The following is an 18,386-nucleotide window of genomic DNA, read 5'->3' as shown; positions in this document are numbered from 1 at the left end:
CTCTGCCTCTAATCATACAAATCCTGAGAAGCGCTTTCTTCCTGCATTCTTGCCCTGTTATTCCTGAATATTGTCTTGTGGTATTTGAGCGGCGAAATGCCGGTTGCCGACTTGAAAAAGTGGTGGAACGTCTTCACGCTGCCAAACCCTGCAGACTCGGCTACGGCTGACATCGGCAGGTCCTCGTTGAGCAGAATCCATTTGGCTTTGTTCAGCCGGTATTCATTGAGGAAGGCGACGAAGGTCATGCCGGTATGCTTTTTGAACAGCTTGGTAAAATAATAAGGGCTGAAGCCCATATGCCGGGCCACCTCATTAAGGGTAATCGGCTCCTGGTAATGCTGCTCGACATAGATAAAAATCCGCTCCAGCCGCTCCAGCATCTCCCGGGACTGGGACAAAGTGTCCTCCGAGAATTTCGGCAGCCTGCCGGCGTTATTCCTGGGCACTTCCCGCAAAATAACCGTCAGCAGCTCAAATAAACGGGCTTTGATCAGATAGGCGTACCCTTCCCCGCGCCGGGTGTCCTCCTCATATATACTTTCGATCAGGGAGATCATCCGCCCGGCCGTTTCCCGGGGCCAGCCTGAGCTGGAATGCTCCATCGCCGTGAACACCTCGCGCAGCGAGAAATCATTGCCGCAGGTGGCTGCCAGCTCCTGAAACAGGCTCAAGTCGAACTGGAGCACTACCCGTTCGCTCTCCGGCGAAGCGAGAAAATAATGCACGTCCCCGCCGTTGATAAACTACACTTCTCCCTGCTCCATACGGATTGGAGTATCATTTATTCCCAGATTTAGTCTTCCCTTAGTTACGTAAATAATTTCGATTTCTTTATGCCAGTGCGGATAGCACAGCTCGTCCCCGCCGCAGATGAGGCTGCGAAACGGAAAATGCTTGTCCACATCCGGAAGCTCGAGATAGATGCTCATAAGTGCGGCTCCTTGTGCGTGTGGTTCTTTTTCTACGGATTATGATAATCATGCCGTATCTTACAGTTATCGTACCTTATCCCTGTAAGCAAAAACAAATGCCTGGACGACCACAGTAACAACGCAAAAAGGACAACGCAAAAAGGACAACGCAAAAAGGAGCCTATCCGGCTCCCTCCTTAACATATGCTTTGCAGTTGTATCCTACAGCTTTATCTTCAGCACAACCTTGCGCACCGCTTCCTTGCCGCCGGCTTCAATTCCGGTCATATGGCCGTCCTGCGGATAGCAGACCACCAGCGCCCCCGGCCCTGCGGTTACCGCTGATTGCAGTTCACCCGTGAAGAACACCGCGTCCTTCTCGGCACTGTATTCCTCTTTTACCGCCAGCTGTTCAATGGCTGCATAGCCGATCCGCTCCGTACCTTCAAGAATATAGTGCAGGTCCAGATTAATCCGGTGCGCCTCCCAGAAGCATTCCCCGGCATCCTTTGTTTCATATTCGTTAATGAAATAGAACATGTTCTCATTAACTTCATGGCGTCCTGCCGCCTGTCCGCTGAAATCCGTATCCCGCAAAAAGTGCAGCCCCGCCTGGATCTTCTCCCCGTAAGCAGCCTCATTCTCAAGCAAATGTCCCAGTGTGTCTACGATCAAGCCGATCATCTCCTGCAATCTCTGATTTATTACCGCCTCTCGCGGCCTACAAAAAAAGAATAAATGATTCCACAGTCCGCAGCTATGCATTTGTTCACGCTTCCCCGGCATATTCTAATACTAGCAACCTTCACAAAACTTGTAGGAGGCGTAAATATGCTGATCTTCCTGATGTACATGTTCGCCGTACTGGGGGTAAGCCTGCTGCTGGCGGCTGCGGTGCTGAGGTTCCGGCTCTCTTATTCCTCATCCAATCTGACCAGGCTGGCCCGTGCACTCGGCTCCTTTAATTTAAATTTTCCCCGGCGGTTCGTCACCCCCGACCAGTCGCACATGATCGCTCTGGATGAAGCCGGCAGAACGCTGGCCATCGGCAGCTGTAGTCCCGGCAAGGCAGAGCATGCGACGGCGCAATTGTACACTTTTGACACCATACTGGGTTCAGAGATCGTCGAGAATGCCCTGACCCTCACGAAAGTCAGCAAGACAAGCCGGATCACAAGCAGCGCCAGAAAAAACAGCTATGGACTCAGCCGTCCTGAAACTGAAAATCACAGCGGAAACCCTGCAGATGCCATTCCAGCAGATGAAGAGGAAGTCAACGAGCTCACACTCAAAATCTACCTCAGCAGCGCCGATACACCCGTTCTGTCCATCCCCTTCCTTCCCGGTATAGCCCCGGCCAGAAAATCGGATCGGGAATACACCCTGGCCTTCTCAGAGGTTCAGCATGTGCATGAAGCGATCCGCGAGATTGTTTCGGCGTAACTCCCGGGCCGGGGCACAAATTGATTGAGACGGACAGGGTTTCGTACAGAGATGTGGAATAAGAGAATAGATGCCTGCAGCAAGCAGGAGCAGGAAATCCATAAGCCGGAGGGAAAACAACGTATGAACAGCATCATCAACTTTGCGCACCGCGGCGCATCCGCAGTCTGCCCGGAGAATACGATGGCGGCATTCCGCAGAGGGCTTGAGCTTGGAGCTACAGGAATTGAAACAGATGTCCAGATGTCGCTTGACGGAGGACTGGTCATTATACATGATGAGCATCTTCGCCGGACAGCCGGAGCTGACGGATTGGTTAAGGATAAGACGCTTAGCGAGCTGCTGGAGCTGGATGCCGGTTCCTGGTTCGGGCCGGCATTCGCCGGTGAACGTCTGCCTGTGCTGGAGGAGCTGCTGGATCTGCTGAAGGACCGGGATACCGTGCTCAACATAGAGCTGAAGAACGGGGTATTCCTGTATACCGGGATGGAGGAAAAGGTTATCGCCGCCGTGCGCGATTACGGTATGAGTGACCGTGTGGTGCTGTCGAGCTTCAATCACTACTCGCTGGCCTATTGTAAATCCCTTGCCCCGGAAATCCGCACAGGGATTCTGTATTCGGAGGGCCTGTACCGTCCGTGGGACTACGCGGACAGCCTGAATGCGGATGCGCTGCACGCCTATCATCCTGCCGTATTGCCGGAATTCGTAGCCGAGGCGGCTGTGCAGGGCAAGGTTTACCACCCGTGGACCGTCAATGATCGTGAAGTGATGAAATCCCTGATAGCCGCCGGAGTCGCCGGCATAATCACTGACTATCCGGATGTGCTGGCCGGACTGCTGGCCGACAGACAGGCGTAATATTGCTGTAAAAAAGAGTCCGGGCTGCAGCCTGTAAACTGGCTGCGCTGCCCGGACTCTTTGTATTAAAGCACTGCATTTAATTGGCTTTGGAGCTGCCCAGCCAGCTTACCGGCTTGATGACATTGCCCTGCTTGTGGACGGCATACCGGCCTCTGCCCAGCTGCTTGGCATTGTACATGGCGGAATCAGCCTCCTTCAGCAGGCGTCCGGGATCAACCCGTCCCTGGCTCGCCGTAATGCCGACGCTGGCCGACACGAACAGCTCATGATGCTCCAGCTGGTAGGTGCGGGTGGTACTCTCCAGGACCTTTAGGGCAAGCTGTTCGGCTTCTTTATAGCTGCAGCGCTTGGCAATGATGACGAATTCATCGCCGCCAATCCGGAAAATATGCCGCTTTCCCTTGCAGGAAAACTGCTGCAGCGTGCCGCCGACCGCCTGGAGCAGCAAATCACCGGCATGATGGCCAAGCTTGTCATTGATCGACTTGAAGCGGTTCAGATCGAGGTATAATACAGCCAGCTGCTCATTAGGCTTGCAGTGATCCCAGAAATGATCCATGCCGTTCTTGTTGAACAGCCCGGTCAGGCTATCCCTGTAAGCCAGCTCTTTAAGGTGTTCCCTTTCAGCCATGATCAGGCCTGTACGGTGGAACAGCCAGATCAAAAAAGCCAGGGTCAGCGAGTAAAGCACCAGCGGGGCAAGCAGGCTGACGCCGTCCGGACTAAAGCCAGGTACAGCCTGCAGGCCGAACAGATGCATGCCGCATAATCCGCAGCTTAGCATAAGAATGATCAGGCTCGTGCGCAGCGCACGGGCTTTTTGGCTTCTGGCCGCGAAATTCCGTCCGGTCCGGAGAACGGAGTAGGCTGTCACTGCTGCGAGGAGAACTGAGAATATAGTAAACATATAATTTCGCGATTCTTCCATGAATAGGAGCACTCCCTTTTACTTCTAATTAAGCAATGACGTAATCTGTCAGGTGAACTGTATTATGCTTATTATCGGCAGGCGGGGTCTGATTCTCCATGGAATCTTTTGGATGGTGCAAGCGGCAGCGCAGATCCCGGTTAAATGCTGTGATGCTCCACACAGTTGTAAAGGTCACAGGTCCAGGCTCCGCCTGACTTTATGATCCGGGTGAGCGAAGTATTCTTCAGCAGCCGGCTCAAATCCAGCCCGGGCACAAGTCCGCCAAGCGTACTCCGGAGAATCGCCCCGTGGCTGACTACCAGTATACGCCGGCCCGGATGACGCGCGGCAAGCTCCTCAATGGCCCTGCTCCCCCGGAGCCGGCCTGACTCATTGGTCTCCAGGCCAAGCTCAAGCGTTCTCCATTCCTTGCCCCAGCGCTCCACTCGTTCCTGTTCCGTCGTGCCCTCCAGGAGACCGCCGTGCATCTCCCGGATACCGGGCAACAGCCCTGCGACCGGAAGGCCCAGCCTGGCAGCAATGATCTCAGCGGTCTGTCTCGCTCTGAGCATATCACTGGAGTAGATCAGCTCCCACTCCTCCCCGCTAAGCCGGCCGGCGATTTCAGCTGCCTGCTGCAAGCCCTCCTCATCAAGCGGATTATCCGTGTGTCCCTGGATACGGCCTTCTTTATTCCATAAAGTGCTGCCGTGCCGGATTAGACCTATCGTTGTTGTCATTGGTGCAACCGCCTTTATTACAGATTGAAATCGATTCCCTAAATTATATACGAAAAGCCTGCCGGGACGCATGCGTCAGGACACATTAACCCTTTCTCCGTAAATTGACGATATATATAGGCAGCGCTATGATTAAGTGGCTCCGGATGCATCATTCTGGGGCAGGTTCCACATTCATCCTGATATACAGGAAATACCGTTTGAAGTCAAAGGAGATTCTGTTCATGTTTAAGAAATGTACCGCCGTCTGCCTCATTCTCTTGCTTATGCTGTCCGCCCTGCCGTCCCTTCAGCCTGGTTCAACCGCATCTGCTTCTGCCGCCCCCAAAAACGCCGTCTTTGTGGACAAAGCCAGCCAGTCCTATATCCCGCTTCGGTTCCTGAACGGCCTGTTCGGAATCAGCTCGGTTCTGAATGCTGGTACTAATGAGATTGAAATATCCGGGGAAAAAGCTTCCGTTCTGCTTAAAGCAGGACAGGCCCGGGCAACCGTCAACGGGAAATCCGTCACCCTGACTGCCCTGCCCTTCAGCGCAAACGGTACAACTTATGTGCCGCTGTCCGTTGTCAGTACGGCAATGGGAATTACACTGAAGTGGAATAAAGAGCAGGGTTCCGTCACCCTGTCATCCGCCGGAGAAGAAGCAATTCTGCCGGTGTTAAGCGGCTCCCTGATTAAACCGGATGCGCCGGCAGCTGTCAGCGCGAAGCATACATACAAGGTCGGCTCCAGATCATTCAGCGTGCAGACCGTCACCATTCCCCTGATGCATCCTTCAGTCCACCTTGATGCTGTGCTTGCGGGCAATACGGTCGGCAAGACGGAAGCGCTCGGCAGCATTGCCAAACGCAGCGGAGCTGTCGCAGCGATCAACGGCACTTTCTTTGATGCCTATACTAACGGGGCTTACAAAGCCCCTTACGGGTATATTATCAGCGGCGGCAAAATGCTCAAGAACAGCCCTGGCGACAAGCGGATTGTGTTTGCCTATGACCGCAACCTGCTGGCAGAGCTGATTCCGGGGAGCGAATTCAGCGCCAGATACCAGAGCGGCAGCATTGAGGGCGCACTGCAGGCTGGCCCGCGGCTGCTGGTGAACGGCAGTGTCTCGCTGAATGTCGCCGCCGAAGGCTTCAAGGACCCGAAAATTCTAACCGGCGGCGGAGCCCGCAGTGCGCTGGGCATCACCCGTGACCACAAGCTGATTCTGCTGACTACCGGCGGGGCTACCATCCCGCAGCTGGCCCAGATCATGAAGCAGGCCGGTGCTTACCAGGCAATGAATCTGGACGGCGGAGCCTCCAGCGGCCTGTATTACAACGGCAAATACCTGACTACCCCGGGACGTCTGATCAGCAACGCGCTGGTCGTTACCCGGTAATCCCATCCTTTTCTGACGGGAGGCCTGTGCCCGATGTCCAAAGCTGACTACATGCTGTCTATCCTCTGGATGCTGCAGCAGCGCAAAAGAACCGCCGCCGAGCTGGCCGAAGCCCTTGAGCTCAGTGTGCGGTCCGTCTACCGCTATATCGATGCGCTCTGCGCCAGCGGCGTGCCGGTCATTGCCGATGCCGGACCGGGCGGCGGCTTCCGGCTGCCGGACCATTTCAGCGCGGCCCCGCTCTTCTTCGATGACGATGAGCGGCGGGCGCTTGTACAGGCCGCCGCGTTCGCCGAAGGCAGCGGCTACCCGTACATCGGGGCGCTGGACAGCGCTATCGCCAAGCTCAAGCGCTACAGCAATGACGAACAGCTGCTGCAGATGCAGCGCCATGAGTCCGGCATGGAGATGCTCCATGCCCCTTCTGTGCCTTTGACTCCGCTGCTGGCGGAGCTGGAGGCGTGCGCCGCGGCCGGGCTGACCGTGCAGATGGAGTACCGCAAAGGCAGCGGGCAGGCAGCCTCCCGGCGTTCCGTCGATCCTTACGGGCTGGTGCACTGGAAGGGCCGCTGGTATGTGGCCGGCTTCTGTCATCAGCGCGGGGAGGTCCGCAGCTTCCGGGTAGACCGGATTGGGCAGCTTGAGCGGAGCGGCGGTGTCTTCATCCGGCCTGAGGGCTTCTCGGCACGGCAGTTTCTTCTGGACAGCCTTCTGCCGGGTCCTGACCAGCAGGCTGCACTTGTCCGGGTTGTGATCGCCTCCAGCGAAGAAGTGCTGAATGATCTGTGCAGCCACTGGCTGTTCGGACATTCACTGGAGCAGCGCACGCCCGGAGAGGCCGTCTTCCTGCTGGACGAGATCATGCTGCTCCGCTATGCGCCGTACTTTCTGCTGCCCTACGGCAGATCGCTAAGCATCCTTGAGCCTGCTGCCCTGAAGCAGAAGCTTGCAGCAGCAGCTGCCGATATCTCCGCTTATTATGCGGAGTCATAAGGTTTATCCGAAATCACTGACCGTAGCTGTCAGTGATTTTTTGGTATATTGTCCGTGTGAAAGAGGTACGCTGCAAGCATACTGAGGAACATAACCTTGAGGAGGAAAATACATGAAGGAACTTAGGTATGAATTCTATATTGGCGCGGCGCCTGCGGCAGTCTGGGACTGTCTCGTTTCTCCCGGAAAAGTCAGTCAGATCTACTACGGCAGCAGTATCCGGTCGAGCTTCGCGGAGGGAGAGCCGCTTGAGTATGTAGGGCCGGGAGCCGACGGTGACGAAACGGTGCATGTATATGGAACAGTACTGGAATACAAGCCGCAGGAGGCGCTGCGGTTCACGCATAAGGCCGGCCCCTCCTATGTAAAGGACGGTGAACCCTATGAATCTGTCATCTCCTGGCTGCTGTCGCCCATCGGCGGCTGCACGAAGCTGATACTGATTCATGACGGCTGGCATCCGGACGATCCTTCTTACGCGCCAAGTGACAGTGCCTGGTGGCAAATCCTCAGCAACACCAAGACCTTAGCCGAAACCGGCAGAACGCTGGATTTTGGCGGCTAAGCAGCAGGCAGGCGCTCAACCTGTCTGCTTGGGCCGGGATGAAGGGCATTTTTGCCTTTCATTTCGGCTGTTTGCCTGCTTGAGCTGAAATCAAGGGTATTTTTGCCCTTCATTTCAGTTCAGGCGACGCTCACTATAAACTAAGTGGAATAAAGCTACTTAAATCAGCAAAATCGGCCAAATTGAAGACATTAGTTGGAAAAAGCACACTTAAATCAGCCGAATCCCCTCATAAAGCAACATTTCGCACAAAATAGATAGCTTTTTTCCAACTACATTGGATTGGAATCAACTTTCCACTTCATTTAGATAGCAATAATCCAACTAAATTCATGTTCGGACGCTGCACTCAGCTCTCGTAACCGCTTATTAGCTTGAATGTCCCAATAAAACCGGGAAAACTTAGTTGCTCCGAACACATACACCTGCCTCTTCACCCCGCCACCTCACCGCCTAAGCCGGAATCAGCAACCTTTTCTCCTCCAACCCCGCTATTCCACCAGACCAGTCACAAATCTTATTTACTCTTCACCCCGCCACCCTACCGCCTAAGCCGGAATCAGCAACCTTTTCTCCTCCAACCCCCGCTATTCCACCAGACCGGCCACACACAACTTTTTTTACTCTTCACCCGGCAACCTCACCGCTTAAGCCGAAGCCGCAACTTTACTTCCTCCAACCCCGCTATTCCACCAGACCAGTCACAAATCTTATTTACTCTTCACCCCGCCCCCTCACCGCTTAAGCCGGAATCAGCAACCTTTCTCCTCCAACCCCCGCTATTCCACCAGACCTGTCACAAATCTTATTTACTCTTCACCCCGCCACCTCACCGCTTAAGCCGGAATCAGTAACCTTTCTCCTCCAACCCCGCCAATCCACCACACCCGTCACAGCTCCTTTTACCCTTCATCCCCGCCTTTGCGCTGAGAAACGTAGGAAGGGGTGCAAAATGGGCGAGTTATCCCGCACCAATCTTTCCCCAAGGAAACTTTATTGTTGCAAGGACAAATTTGTTTACATATACTAATATTGTGGCAAGGAACAATATTTTATCACCTATGCATAATAGATGCTTATCTAAGCTCTATACACATAAAACATAAGGAAAGAAGGAGCTGCTATGGCTGGAGCCGCTATTCCATTGTCTGAAGCATCGAACGGCAGCCTGCTGCGCATCAGCGGCATTGACGTTCAGGGCGTACTGCGAAGAAGACTGCTTGACCTCGGTTTTGTCACCGGCAATACCGTGGAGGTGCTGCGGCGCAGCCCGCTTGGAGATCCTGTCGCATTTCGGGTAAGCAATACAACGATTGCCTTGCGCCGGGAAGAAAGCTCGCTGATCTACGGGGAACTGCTTGGGGGTGAGGAGAGATGAGCCATTATACTGTCGCTTTTGCCGGCAATCCCAACACGGGGAAAAGCACTTTGTTCAACCTGCTGACCGGACTGCGCCAGCATACCGGCAACTGGGCGGGCAAGACGGTGACTACCGCCGAGGGCGAATTTACCCACAACCAGCATGTCTACCGTGCTGTTGACCTGCCGGGCACATACTCGCTGTACTCTAACTCCGCTGATGAGGAGGCTGCCCGGGATTATATTATTTTTGAGCAGCCGGATGTGACGCTGGTTGTGCTGGATGCTACTTCGCTTGAGCGCAACCTTAACCTAGCCCTTCAGGTGCTGGAGATTACAGGCCGGGCTGTTGTATGCATCAACCTGATTGATGAAGCGAAGAAGCTGGGCATCAGCATCAATCTGAAAGCCATCGCCAAGCAGCTCGGCGTTCCGGTTGTGGCCATCTCGGCGCGCAACCAGACCGGAATCGGGGAACTGCTGGATCAGCTGGAGCGCGTGGCGACAGGCGCTTTTACCGGTAAGCCGCTTAAGATTACCTACAGCGATGAGATCGAGCAGGGCATTGCCGAGCTGCTGCCGCTGGTGGAGCAGACCGTAGGCTCCCGTTATCCGGCACGCTGGATTGCCCTGCGGCTGCTGGACGGTGACAGCAGTCTGCTGAGCTCACTCAAAACCCATATGGGACGCAGCACAAGTCCTGCGCATAAGGAGGTAGCCGGCCATGGAGTCACCGCATGCCATTAAAGGTCCCGATCCGCTGGATTCCCTGCTGACAGCAGCCCGGAAGCTGGCCGACAAGGGCGCAATCCGCGATGAGATTGTCACCGGTATCTACGGAGTATCAGCAGGCATCTGCCGTGAGGCGGTCAACTATCAGGATAAAAAGAAGCTTAGCAGCACCTACAAGCTGGACCGGATCGTTACCTCGAAGCTCTGGGGCTTCCCGATCATGCTTGCCGGGCTCGGCCTTGTGTTCTGGATTACGATCGCCGGGGCGAATTACCCGTCCAGCTGGCTGGCTTCTTTTTTCGGCTGGATCGAAGGGTATCTGACCTCCGGCTTCACAGCGGTGAATGCACCTGCCTGGCTGCACGGCGTGCTTGTTCTGGGACTGTACCGGGGCACCTCCTGGGTAATTAGCGTCATGCTGCCGCCTATGATGATCTTTTTCCCCGTGTTTGCGCTGCTGGAGAATTTCGGCTATCTGCCGCGGGTCGCTTTTAACATGGACCGTCTGTTCAAAAAATCCGGCGGACACGGCAAGCAGGCCCTGACCATGTCGATGGGATTCGGCTGTAACGCCGCCGCTATTCTCTCCACCCGGATTATCGAGTCGCCGCGGGAGCGGATGCTGGCCATTCTGACCAACAACTTCGTGCCGTGCAACGGACGCTGGCCGACGCTGATCCTGCTGTCCTCACTGTTCATGGTCGGTGCCTCTGCAACAGGCGCGCTGCGCACCTTCTCCACCGCTCTTGTACTGATGGGGATTGTGCTGGTCGGCATTACCGTCACCCTGACGGTATCCTGGGTCATGTCCAAAACGATGCTGCGCGGTGTGCCGACCCATTACACGCTTGAGCTGCCGCCTTACCGTCGCCCGCAGATCTGGAAGACGATTGTCCGCTCCTCCAAGGAAAAATCACTGAACGTGCTGACCCGCGCCATTGTCGTCGCTGCTCCGGCCGGCATTCTCACCTGGATCCTTGGCAATGTGGTCATCGGCGGGGACAGTGTGCTTAATCATATGGCGGCATTTTTCGATCCTTTTGCCCAGCTGCTTGGTCTGGACGGCTTCATCATTATGGCCTTCATTCTCGGGCTGCCTGCCAATGAAATTGTGCTGCCGATCCTGCTCATGGGCTACATGTCCTCAGGTGCAATGGTTGACGTTGAGGGCATCGGCAGCATCAAGGAGCTTTTTGTGAGCCACGGCTGGACCTGGCTGACCGCGCTGAACATGATGCTGTTCTCGCTGCTTCACTATCCGTGCGGCACCACGCTGGTCAATATCTACAAAGAAACCAAAAGCCTGAAATGGGCGGTGCTCTCCGCCGTCATTCCGCTCGGTATCGCCATCGGCGTTACCTTTGCCATCGCACAGATCGCCCGGCTGCTCGGCTGGGCCTGAGTTATCCTACACACCCGCTTCTCCCGTAACAGGGAGGGGCGGGTGTTTTGCGTCCATTAGCTGAAATACCGTTCCCAGGCCATTTGACTCCGTTTTGCCCAGATGTTAGGGTGAAACTGAATCCAACATTTTCCGGGAGGGATTATTGATGACGGAAGTAAAGCTTGCTGTCGGATACGACGAATATGAAGACGGCCAACGAATGAATACGGAGATTGAGCGCCTTAGCACCAGCCCTGAAGCTGCGCAGCTGACCAGCCTCATCATCGGGGATTGGGGACAGGCCTACGAGAACAGCTCGGATGAGGTTGTGGAGGCTCTTGTTAAACACAGCGGAAGCTTTCCGGCCCTGCGCAAGCTGTTTATCGGGGACATGAGCTTTGAGGAATGTGAAATTTCGTGGATTACGCAGACCGATCTCTCCCCCCTGCTCCCTGCCTACCCCGAGCTTCAATCACTCACTATTCAAGGCGGAACAGATCTTGGCCTCAGCAAGCTGCAGCATGACAAGCTGGAGGAACTCATTATTATTACAGGCGGTCTCAGTAAAAAAGTGCTCGCCGAGATCGCAGCCGGCTCTTTGCCGAACCTGCGCAAGCTGGAGCTCTACCTCGGCGTCGATAACTATGGATTTGACGGCAGTCTCGAAGATCTCCTGCCCCTGATTGAGCCGGGCAAATTCCCGCAGCTGACTTATCTGGGACTGAAAAACAGCGAGATTCAGGACGAGATTGCCGAAGCCCTGGCTGATGCACCAGTCCTCGACCAGCTTCATACGCTCGATCTTTCCCTTGGAACGCTTAGTGACAAAGGCGCGGAGGCGCTGTTAGCCAGTGAGCGGATCAAAAAGCTGCAGGCGCTGAACCTGAGCTATCATTATATGTCGGACAACATGATTACCCGCTGGCGGGCCAGCGGTCTGCCGGTGGATGTCAGCGACCAGCAGAAAAGCGATGACGATGAAGACTGGCGTTATCCGTCCATCACTGAATGATGCAGGAAGCGCAGCCGCTGATCCTGCTGTGCAGCCCCGGCGACAAGCGTTCCGCCGGGATTCAGCAGGCACGCAGCAGGCTTGGGCTGCCCCCTGCTCTGCTCATTTCGTACCATGAGCTGCTGCAGGGTGCTTCGCTGGCGGAGCTGCTGGAGCGCCAAGCACCAGCCGGACTGACGGCTGAGCAAGCGGAGCAGCAAATACCGGCCGCACAGGCTGCCCCGCTCCTGCGGCTGGAGTCGCCCGGCGGCAGCTTCGAAGCCGAGCGGGCCCTTATTGCTCTCGGCGCCCCGGATGCCGCGGAGCAGGATGACTCGCTGAACCTCTTCGCGCAGCAGCGCGATCCCTACCCGCTGAGTGTGAAGGCCGCCGGCCGGCTGAAGGATATACCAGGCGTGCTGCATCATCCGTCCCAGTGGTTCCGCGGCTACTGCCGGCTGCTGGCCAGGATTCAGCGCGAAGCCACCGCACTTCTGCCGGCAGCCCGCTGGCAGAATCATCCCGGCGATATTGCCGCGATGACAGACAAACGCCGGACGCAGCAGCTTCTGGCAGCGTCCGGCGTTCCGGTCCCGCGGCCGCTTGGCGGCAGTCAGCCGCTAGCCGGCTATGAATCCCTCCGGGAGCTGATGCTGGCTAAGCGGATGCACCGGGTCTTCATCAAGCTGGCCTGCGGCTCAGCCGCTTCAGGTGTCATTGCTTATCAGATCAACCCGGCCACGGGGGCCGAGCTGGCAGTTACCACAATCGGGGTCGAGCAGTACATTACCCGTCCCCCCGTGTACTATAATGCCGGGAAGCTGCGGCGCTACACAGACTTTGCAGTCCTGAAGGAAATTATCAACTGGCTATACAGTCACGGCGCCTATGCCGAGCAATGGATTCCCAAGGCAGGATCGGCCGGGGTATCGTTCGATATCCGCCAGCTGGTCGTCCTTGGTGAAGCCGGCCATTCTGTAGCCCGGGTCAGCACTACACCGATTACGAATCTGCACCTGCGCAGCCGGCGGATGACACCTCTGGAGGCCGGACTTACAGAAGCGGAGCAGGAACAGGTACGGCGAACCGCCGTACAGGCACTGGCCGCTTTTCCCCGCTCCGCGGTCGCCGGCATTGATGTTCTCGTCTCGTCAGGGTCAGCCGGCGCAAGACGCACCTATGTAGCTGATGTGAATCCTTTTGGCGACCTGCTGTACGATGTTAAATATGAGGGTTTCAGCACTTACGAATGGGAAATGAAGAAGCTGATGGAATACCGGAATCTATCTACCTAGAAAGGGTGCTATGAACAGTTATGACAGATATGAATACCATCGTCGGCACCCATGACATTCTGATGATTACGCTCGATACCCTGCGTTACGACGCTGCTGTCCTGGAGGAGGCGAACTGTCCCAATCTGTGCGGCACCGGCTCCTGGGAGAAAAGGCATACCCCCGGCAGCTTCACCTACGCTGCACATCATGCTTTTTTTGGCGGCTTCCTGCCGACTCCCGCTAACACGGATAAGGCCTCGCATGTGCGGCTGTTCCATTCCAGGAACACTGGCCTGAAAACCCATCCCCACACCTGGCTGTTCGACACCCCGGATCTTGTATCCGGGCTTGCCGGAGAGGGCTATCGTACAGTGTGCATCGGCGGGGTTATTTTTTTCACCAAAAAAGTGCCCTTAGCCCGCATCCTGCCCGGTTATTTCCAGCAAAGCTACTGGCGGATGACCTTCGGTGTCACGAATCCGCGCTCCACGGAGCATCAGGTGAATCATGCCTTGAAGGTACTGGACAACACCCCGCTGGATCAGCGGCTGTTCCTGTTCCTCAACGTGTCTGCCATCCACGGGCCTAACCATATGTTCCTGCCGGGTGCCCGAAAAGATTCCGTGGACAGCCAGCGTGCCGCACTGCGTTATGCCGACGGGGAGCTGGGACGGTTATTCGCGCGGTTCCGGGAACGCGGCAATCCGGTTTTTTGCATGGCTTTTTCAGACCATGGCACCGCCTACGGGGAAGACGGCTATGAGGGGCACCGCCTGGCGCATGAGACGGTATGGAATGTCCCTTACCGGGAGTTCATCCTCTAACCTGGCACACTGGTTTACCGGTTCAATCCGGATGAAAGGAGAAACGTATGACGTCTACCGGCAACTTTTTGCAGCAACCCAGTACAAATGGCGTAAGACCTTCTCTCTCTTCGGGGGAGGCCGAGCAATGGAAAAAGCAGATTACGTCTAATCCATACCGCAATTATCTCTATTCTTATCCGCACAAAACCGCTTACCGCGAATTTCAGCCGCCTGTTTCTCTGGAGCAGCTGTGGCTGAATGAGCCTGCGGAAACGTTCTTTCTATACATGCATATCCCGTTCTGCGGCGCGCGCTGCGGCTTCTGCAACCTATTCACTCTTCCGGACAAGCGCGCCGATGTTCACGCCCGCTATGTCGATGCGCTGGAGCGGCAGGCCCGGCAGTGGTCGGCTTTTACCGGCCATAAGCCGTATGCACGCTTTGCAATCGGCGGGGGTACGCCGACCCTTCTGGCCGCGCCGCAGCTGAGCCGGCTGTTCCGGATTGCCCGGGAAATCATGGGGCTGGACACCGCCCGGGCCTCGATCTCGGTAGAAACCTCACCTGAGACGATTACGGAAGAAAAGCTCTCTGTCCTCAAAGACAACACCGTTGACCGGGTCAGCATGGGGATTCAGAGCTTTGTTGCTACCGAGTCGGCAGCTATATACCGTCCGCAGAATCCTGAGGTGGTATACCAGGCGCTTGAGCTGCTCGGGAAATACCAGTTCCCGATCCTCAATCTCGACCTGATCTACGGGCTGCCGGGCCAAACGGTGGATTCCTGGCTGTACTCGCTGGGTCAGGCTCTGCTGCATGAGCCGCAGGAGATTTTTATCTATCCGCTCTACACCCGCGAGCATACGATTGTTAAGCCAGGCGATCTGCTGCGCCACGAGGATCTGCGGCATGAGTGTTATACTGCCGCCTGCAGGGTGCTTGCTGAACACGGATACCGCCAGTATTCGATGCGCCGGTTCGCCAAAGAAGAAGCAGGTACAGACAAGGCCATCCTTGACTACAGCTGCCAGGAAGAAGGCATGGTCGGGCTCGGCTGCGGCGCCCGTTCCTATACCCGGGAGGTGCATTACGCCTCCCGCTACGGAGTCAGCCGCAAGGCAACGGAAAGCATCATTGCCGACTACGTGTCAGCGGAGCGTTATGACACGGCTGATTACGGCATTGTGCTGAGTCTGGCCGAGCAGAAGCGGCGGTTCATCCTGAAGGCCATCCTGCACAGCGAGGGTCTGCGGCTGGCTGATTACAGCGAACGCTTCTCTACTTCGCTGTGGGACGACTATCCCGAGCTTGGCCTGCTGCTGGAGAGCGGCTTGGGTGAGCTGCAGTATGAGGCCGAGGCTGTGGAGCAGCGTGAGGATCGTGGCGGAAATATGGCCGAGTCTCCTATTGGGGACCGGGGTGACGCCCGGGATGAGGGGCACCGTGAAGCTCAGAGCAGCGGACTGCATTTTTATCGGGAGAATGTCCGGGTTACAGCTCAGGCCAAAGGGCTCCGGGAGGATAAGGACGGGGATCAGCGTGTGAGTCAGAGTGATGCACGGGATGTCATTCAGGAGGGAATTAACCGGGCCGCTCCTGGCCGGGAGCGGGACGGCATTCTGCGCTTAACCGCCGAGGGTCTGGGTTACTCCGACTCAATCGGTGACTGGTTCATCTCCGGTGACATCCGGGAGCGCATGGAAGGGTTTATTTTTCCATGAATGCCGTTCTCTACTACCGGGGGGCCCTCACCTCCTGCAATTATGACTGCCCCTACTGCCCGTTCGGCAAAACCAGAGACAGCGCAGCAACACTGGCCAAAGACCGCGAGGGTGTAGAAACCTTTGTCCGATGGGCTGCGGAGCAGGGTGCAGCGGGGCACCGGCTGTCCATCTTTTTCAATCCCTATGGTGAAGGACTGATCCACCGTTGGTACAAAGATGCGCTTGTCACCCTCTCCCACCTCCCGCATGTGGACAAGGTGGCGATTCAGACCAATCTGTCGGCTAACCTTGCCTTTTTGCCGGAGCTGAATGCTGCCACAGCTGCCTTCTGGGCTACGTATCACCCGGGGCAGGTTAGTGAGGACAAATTTCTGGCCCAGTGCATGGCCGTCCATCAGCAGGGGATTCCGCTTAGTGTGGGCAGTGTGGGAATCCGCAGCGCTTTTCCGGCGATTGCTTCGCTGCGGTCCGCCCTGCCGGAGGAGATCTACATGTGGGTGAACGCCTACAAGGACAAGCCGGATTATTACTCAGCGGAGGATTTCGCTTATCTGCGCGGTATCGACCCGCATTTTCACATTAATGCTGCCGACTATGAGAGCCTGGGCAGAAGCTGCAACGCCGGCAAAAATGTGTTTTATGTCCAGGGTGCCGGCACTGTAAAACGCTGTTATAAGGACCGCGGGGTCATCGGCAATCTTTACCGCGACGGCCTTGAGGGCCTCGCCGCTGAGCGGAGCTGCCGGATGAAGGTCTGCGACTGCTATATCGGCTACATCCATATGCCCGAACTCCAGCTGGAGCAGGTCTACGGTCCGGGCCTGCTGGAGCGGATACCCTATGGATTAACGGAGGTGACGGGATGAGGACGTATGTCAAAGGTGACGGATTGGCTCATGAGGGTGCTGCGGCTCTGGAGGTTGACGGGACTGGGGCGGCAGGTGCTGAGGCAGAAACCTTAGGGAATGTTGGGTCGGGAGCAGCTAACGATAATGTTGCACACCGGGTTGATGACGGGATTGCCGGCACGGCCGAGCGGCTGGATAATGAGACTATAGTTACTACAGCTGGTTTGGTAAGCCAGACGGACGATGGGACTATTGTGACTACAGTTGGTTCGGTAAGCCAGGCGGATGATGCGACTATTGTGACTACCGTTAGTTCGGTAAGCCAGGCGGATGATGCGACTAGTGTGACTACAGCTGGTTTGGTAAGCCAGGCGGATGCTACGACTATTGTGACTACAGCTGGTTTGGTAAGCCAGGCGGATGATGCGACTGTTGTGACTACAGCTGGTTTGGTAAGCCAGGCGGATACTACGACTATTGTGACTACTGTTGGCTCGGTAAGCCCGGCGGATGATGCGACTATTGTGACTACAGCTGGTTTGGTAAGCCAGGCGGATACTACGACTATTGTGACTACAGCTGGTTTGGTAAGCCAGGCGGATGATGCGACTGTTGTGACTACAGCTGGTTTGGTAAGCCAGGCGGATACTACGACTATTGTGACTACTGTTGGCTCGGTAAGCCAGGCGGATGATGCGACTATTGTGACTACTGTTGGTTTGGTAAGCCAAGCAAATGCCGGGATTGGTGTGACTAGTGACGGGAGGACAACTGACGCCGCAGGTCAAGGCATGACGATCTGGCTGACCGGTCTGTCCGGTGCAGGCAAATCGACCATTGCCTCTATACTGACGGACAGGCTGAATAAGCTAGGCATTGCCGCTGAGTGGCTCGATGGAGATGAGCTGAGGCGCGTGCTTGGCAAAGGCCTCGGCTTCAGCCGGGAGGACCGGTTCGAGAATATCTGCCGGGCGGTATACCTTGCTGAAATACTGAACCGCCACGATGTGGTTACAGTTGTCTCACTCATTAGTCCCTATGCAGAGATGCGCGACTATGTCCGCCGGACTCTCCCGCGTTTCGCCGAGGTCTATGTAGACTGTCCACTGGATATCTGCGAAGCCCGGGACATCAAAGGACTGTATGCCAAAGCCCGCCGTGGAGAAATCCCCTCATTCACCGGGATTTCCGATCCTTATGAGATACCGCCCAGTCCCGAGCTGACGCTCCATACGTCGGGCCAAACGCCAGAGGAAAGTGTAACCAAGTTATTAGCCTGGCTTACGGAACATACCTCACTACGGCTAAACGAATAAACAAACCGCGCCCTGTCTGCTCACCCAGACTGGGCTCGGTTTGTTTATGGCTGGTTACTTTGGATGGAGTGCTGCTGCGAGAAATAACACGTTCTGACAGGTTACGGTTACTATACGGATCAGATAAAATTCGTCGTA

17 protein-coding genes and 1 pseudogene are annotated in these 18,386 nt (G+C 56.0%); 14 read left to right on the top strand and 4 right to left on the bottom strand.

Annotated features, from left to right (window positions below; translation table 11 throughout):
• Window positions 1–8: 8 nt before the first annotated feature.
• Together AC4G46_RS05600 and AC4G46_RS05595 are read right to left on the bottom strand one after the other, a co-directional pair.
• Window positions 9–932 (bottom strand): annotated as a pseudogene (locus tag AC4G46_RS05600) (helix-turn-helix transcriptional regulator).
• Between the two features lie 204 nt (window positions 933–1,136).
• On the bottom strand, window positions 1,137–1,598 hold the full coding sequence (locus AC4G46_RS05595) for a NanQ anomerase/TabA/YiaL family protein (protein WP_491127053.1): 462 nt from the start codon (window positions 1,596–1,598) through the stop codon (window positions 1,137–1,139).
• A 147-nt stretch (window positions 1,599–1,745) separates the two neighbouring features.
• Here AC4G46_RS05595 and AC4G46_RS05590 point away from each other — a divergent pair, with 147 nt between their 5' ends.
• On the top strand, window positions 1,746–2,357 hold the full coding sequence (locus tag AC4G46_RS05590) for a hypothetical protein (RefSeq protein WP_491127052.1): 612 nt from the start codon (window positions 1,746–1,748) through the stop codon (window positions 2,355–2,357).
• Window positions 2,358–2,480: 123 nt separating this feature from the next.
• Window positions 2,481–3,218 (top strand): glycerophosphodiester phosphodiesterase, encoded by a 738-nt coding sequence (locus AC4G46_RS05585; RefSeq protein WP_491128800.1) that lies wholly within the window; start codon window positions 2,481–2,483, stop codon window positions 3,216–3,218.
• A gap of 79 nt (window positions 3,219–3,297) precedes the next feature.
• Here the strand turns inward: AC4G46_RS05585 and AC4G46_RS05580 are convergent, their stop codons facing one another.
• Window positions 3,298–4,149 carry a GGDEF domain-containing protein gene (locus AC4G46_RS05580; protein WP_491127051.1) on the bottom strand — a complete coding sequence of 284 codons (852 nt, stop codon included), beginning with the start codon at window positions 4,147–4,149 and terminating at the stop codon, window positions 3,298–3,300.
• A 140-nt stretch (window positions 4,150–4,289) separates the two neighbouring features.
• On the bottom strand, window positions 4,290–4,871 hold the full coding sequence (locus tag AC4G46_RS05575) for a histidine phosphatase family protein (protein WP_491127050.1): 582 nt from the start codon (window positions 4,869–4,871) through the stop codon (window positions 4,290–4,292).
• 224 nt (window positions 4,872–5,095) lie between these two features.
• On the opposite strand from AC4G46_RS05575, the gene AC4G46_RS05570 reads away from it, so the two are divergent.
• The 12 genes from AC4G46_RS05570 (at window position 5,096) to cysC (ending at window position 18,248) form a co-directional block, all read left to right on the top strand.
• Window positions 5,096–6,253, top strand: a complete 1,158-nt coding sequence (locus tag AC4G46_RS05570) for a phosphodiester glycosidase family protein (RefSeq protein WP_491127049.1) — start codon at window positions 5,096–5,098, stop codon at window positions 6,251–6,253.
• A 33-nt stretch (window positions 6,254–6,286) separates the two neighbouring features.
• Window positions 6,287–7,246, top strand: coding sequence for a helix-turn-helix transcriptional regulator (locus tag AC4G46_RS05565; RefSeq protein ID WP_491127048.1), 960 nt, complete (start codon window positions 6,287–6,289; stop codon window positions 7,244–7,246).
• A 112-nt stretch (window positions 7,247–7,358) separates the two neighbouring features.
• On the top strand, window positions 7,359–7,811 hold the full coding sequence (locus tag AC4G46_RS05560) for an SRPBCC domain-containing protein (protein WP_491127047.1): 453 nt from the start codon (window positions 7,359–7,361) through the stop codon (window positions 7,809–7,811).
• 1,123 nt (window positions 7,812–8,934) lie between these two features.
• The gene (locus tag AC4G46_RS05555) at window positions 8,935–9,189 is read left to right on the top strand and encodes a FeoA family protein (RefSeq protein ID WP_491127046.1); all 255 of its coding nucleotides are present in this window, start codon (window positions 8,935–8,937) and stop codon (window positions 9,187–9,189) included.
• Complete coding sequence (locus tag AC4G46_RS05550; RefSeq protein WP_491127045.1) at window positions 9,186–9,917, top strand: FeoB small GTPase domain-containing protein; 732 nt, start codon at window positions 9,186–9,188, stop codon at window positions 9,915–9,917. The genes AC4G46_RS05555 and AC4G46_RS05550 overlap by 4 nt, the downstream gene beginning before the upstream one ends.
• Entirely contained in the window at window positions 9,895–11,304 is a 1,410-nt protein-coding gene (locus AC4G46_RS05545) for a nucleoside recognition domain-containing protein (RefSeq protein WP_491127044.1), read from the top strand. Before AC4G46_RS05550 ends, AC4G46_RS05545 begins: the two co-directional genes overlap by 23 nt.
• 148 nt (window positions 11,305–11,452) lie before the next feature.
• Entirely contained in the window at window positions 11,453–12,298 is an 846-nt protein-coding gene (locus AC4G46_RS05540; RefSeq protein WP_491127043.1) for an STM4015 family protein, read from the top strand.
• A complete protein-coding gene (locus tag AC4G46_RS05535) occupies window positions 12,295–13,572 on the top strand; it encodes an STM4014 family protein (protein ID WP_491127042.1) in 1,278 nt (425 codons plus the stop codon). The genes AC4G46_RS05540 and AC4G46_RS05535 overlap by 4 nt, the downstream gene beginning before the upstream one ends.
• 20 nt (window positions 13,573–13,592) lie before the next feature.
• Window positions 13,593–14,378, top strand: coding sequence for an STM4013/SEN3800 family hydrolase (locus AC4G46_RS05530; RefSeq protein WP_491127041.1), 786 nt, complete (start codon window positions 13,593–13,595; stop codon window positions 14,376–14,378).
• Between the two features lie 68 nt (window positions 14,379–14,446).
• Window positions 14,447–16,081, top strand: coding sequence for an STM4012 family radical SAM protein (locus tag AC4G46_RS05525; protein WP_491127040.1), 1,635 nt, complete (start codon window positions 14,447–14,449; stop codon window positions 16,079–16,081).
• On the top strand, window positions 16,078–16,950 hold the full coding sequence (locus AC4G46_RS05520) for an STM4011 family radical SAM protein (protein ID WP_491127039.1): 873 nt from the start codon (window positions 16,078–16,080) through the stop codon (window positions 16,948–16,950). The genes AC4G46_RS05525 and AC4G46_RS05520 overlap by 4 nt, the downstream gene beginning before the upstream one ends.
• The gene (cysC, locus tag AC4G46_RS05515; protein WP_491127038.1) at window positions 16,947–18,248 is read left to right on the top strand and encodes an adenylyl-sulfate kinase; all 1,302 of its coding nucleotides are present in this window, start codon (window positions 16,947–16,949) and stop codon (window positions 18,246–18,248) included. The genes AC4G46_RS05520 and cysC overlap by 4 nt, the downstream gene beginning before the upstream one ends.
• The last annotated feature ends 138 nt before the right edge of the window (window positions 18,249–18,386 follow it).

It is taken from the genome of Paenibacillus sp. fava2 (genome assembly GCF_058313675.1).
The sequence above is the reverse complement of the archived record's forward strand: the minus strand, read 5'-3'. Positions and strand labels throughout refer to the sequence as shown.

What these genes read in the sequence shown, in the direction of transcription:
- AC4G46_RS05595 (WP_491127053.1), bottom strand. Translation starts at nt 1,598, where the DNA reads ATGATCGGCTTGATCGTAGACACACTGGGACATTTGCTTGAGAATGAG.
- AC4G46_RS05590 (WP_491127052.1), top strand. Translation starts at nt 1,746, where the DNA reads ATGCTGATCTTCCTGATGTACATGTTCGCCGTACTGGGGGTAAGCCTG.
- AC4G46_RS05585 (WP_491128800.1), top strand. Translation starts at nt 2,481, where the DNA reads ATGAACAGCATCATCAACTTTGCGCACCGCGGCGCATCCGCAGTCTGC.
- AC4G46_RS05580 (WP_491127051.1), bottom strand. Translation starts at nt 4,149, where the DNA reads ATGGAAGAATCGCGAAATTATATGTTTACTATATTCTCAGTTCTCCTC.
- AC4G46_RS05575 (WP_491127050.1), bottom strand. Translation starts at nt 4,871, where the DNA reads ATGACAACAACGATAGGTCTAATCCGGCACGGCAGCACTTTATGGAAT.
- AC4G46_RS05570 (WP_491127049.1), top strand. Translation starts at nt 5,096, where the DNA reads ATGTTTAAGAAATGTACCGCCGTCTGCCTCATTCTCTTGCTTATGCTG.
- AC4G46_RS05565 (WP_491127048.1), top strand. Translation starts at nt 6,287, where the DNA reads ATGTCCAAAGCTGACTACATGCTGTCTATCCTCTGGATGCTGCAGCAG.
- AC4G46_RS05560 (WP_491127047.1), top strand. Translation starts at nt 7,359, where the DNA reads ATGAAGGAACTTAGGTATGAATTCTATATTGGCGCGGCGCCTGCGGCA.
- AC4G46_RS05555 (WP_491127046.1), top strand. Translation starts at nt 8,935, where the DNA reads ATGGCTGGAGCCGCTATTCCATTGTCTGAAGCATCGAACGGCAGCCTG.
- AC4G46_RS05550 (WP_491127045.1), top strand. Translation starts at nt 9,186, where the DNA reads ATGAGCCATTATACTGTCGCTTTTGCCGGCAATCCCAACACGGGGAAA.
- AC4G46_RS05545 (WP_491127044.1), top strand. Translation starts at nt 9,895, where the DNA reads ATGGAGTCACCGCATGCCATTAAAGGTCCCGATCCGCTGGATTCCCTG.
- AC4G46_RS05540 (WP_491127043.1), top strand. Translation starts at nt 11,453, where the DNA reads ATGACGGAAGTAAAGCTTGCTGTCGGATACGACGAATATGAAGACGGC.
- AC4G46_RS05535 (WP_491127042.1), top strand. Translation starts at nt 12,295, where the DNA reads ATGATGCAGGAAGCGCAGCCGCTGATCCTGCTGTGCAGCCCCGGCGAC.
- AC4G46_RS05530 (WP_491127041.1), top strand. Translation starts at nt 13,593, where the DNA reads ATGACAGATATGAATACCATCGTCGGCACCCATGACATTCTGATGATT.
- AC4G46_RS05520 (WP_491127039.1), top strand. Translation starts at nt 16,078, where the DNA reads ATGAATGCCGTTCTCTACTACCGGGGGGCCCTCACCTCCTGCAATTAT.
- cysC (WP_491127038.1), top strand. Translation starts at nt 16,947, where the DNA reads ATGAGGACGTATGTCAAAGGTGACGGATTGGCTCATGAGGGTGCTGCG.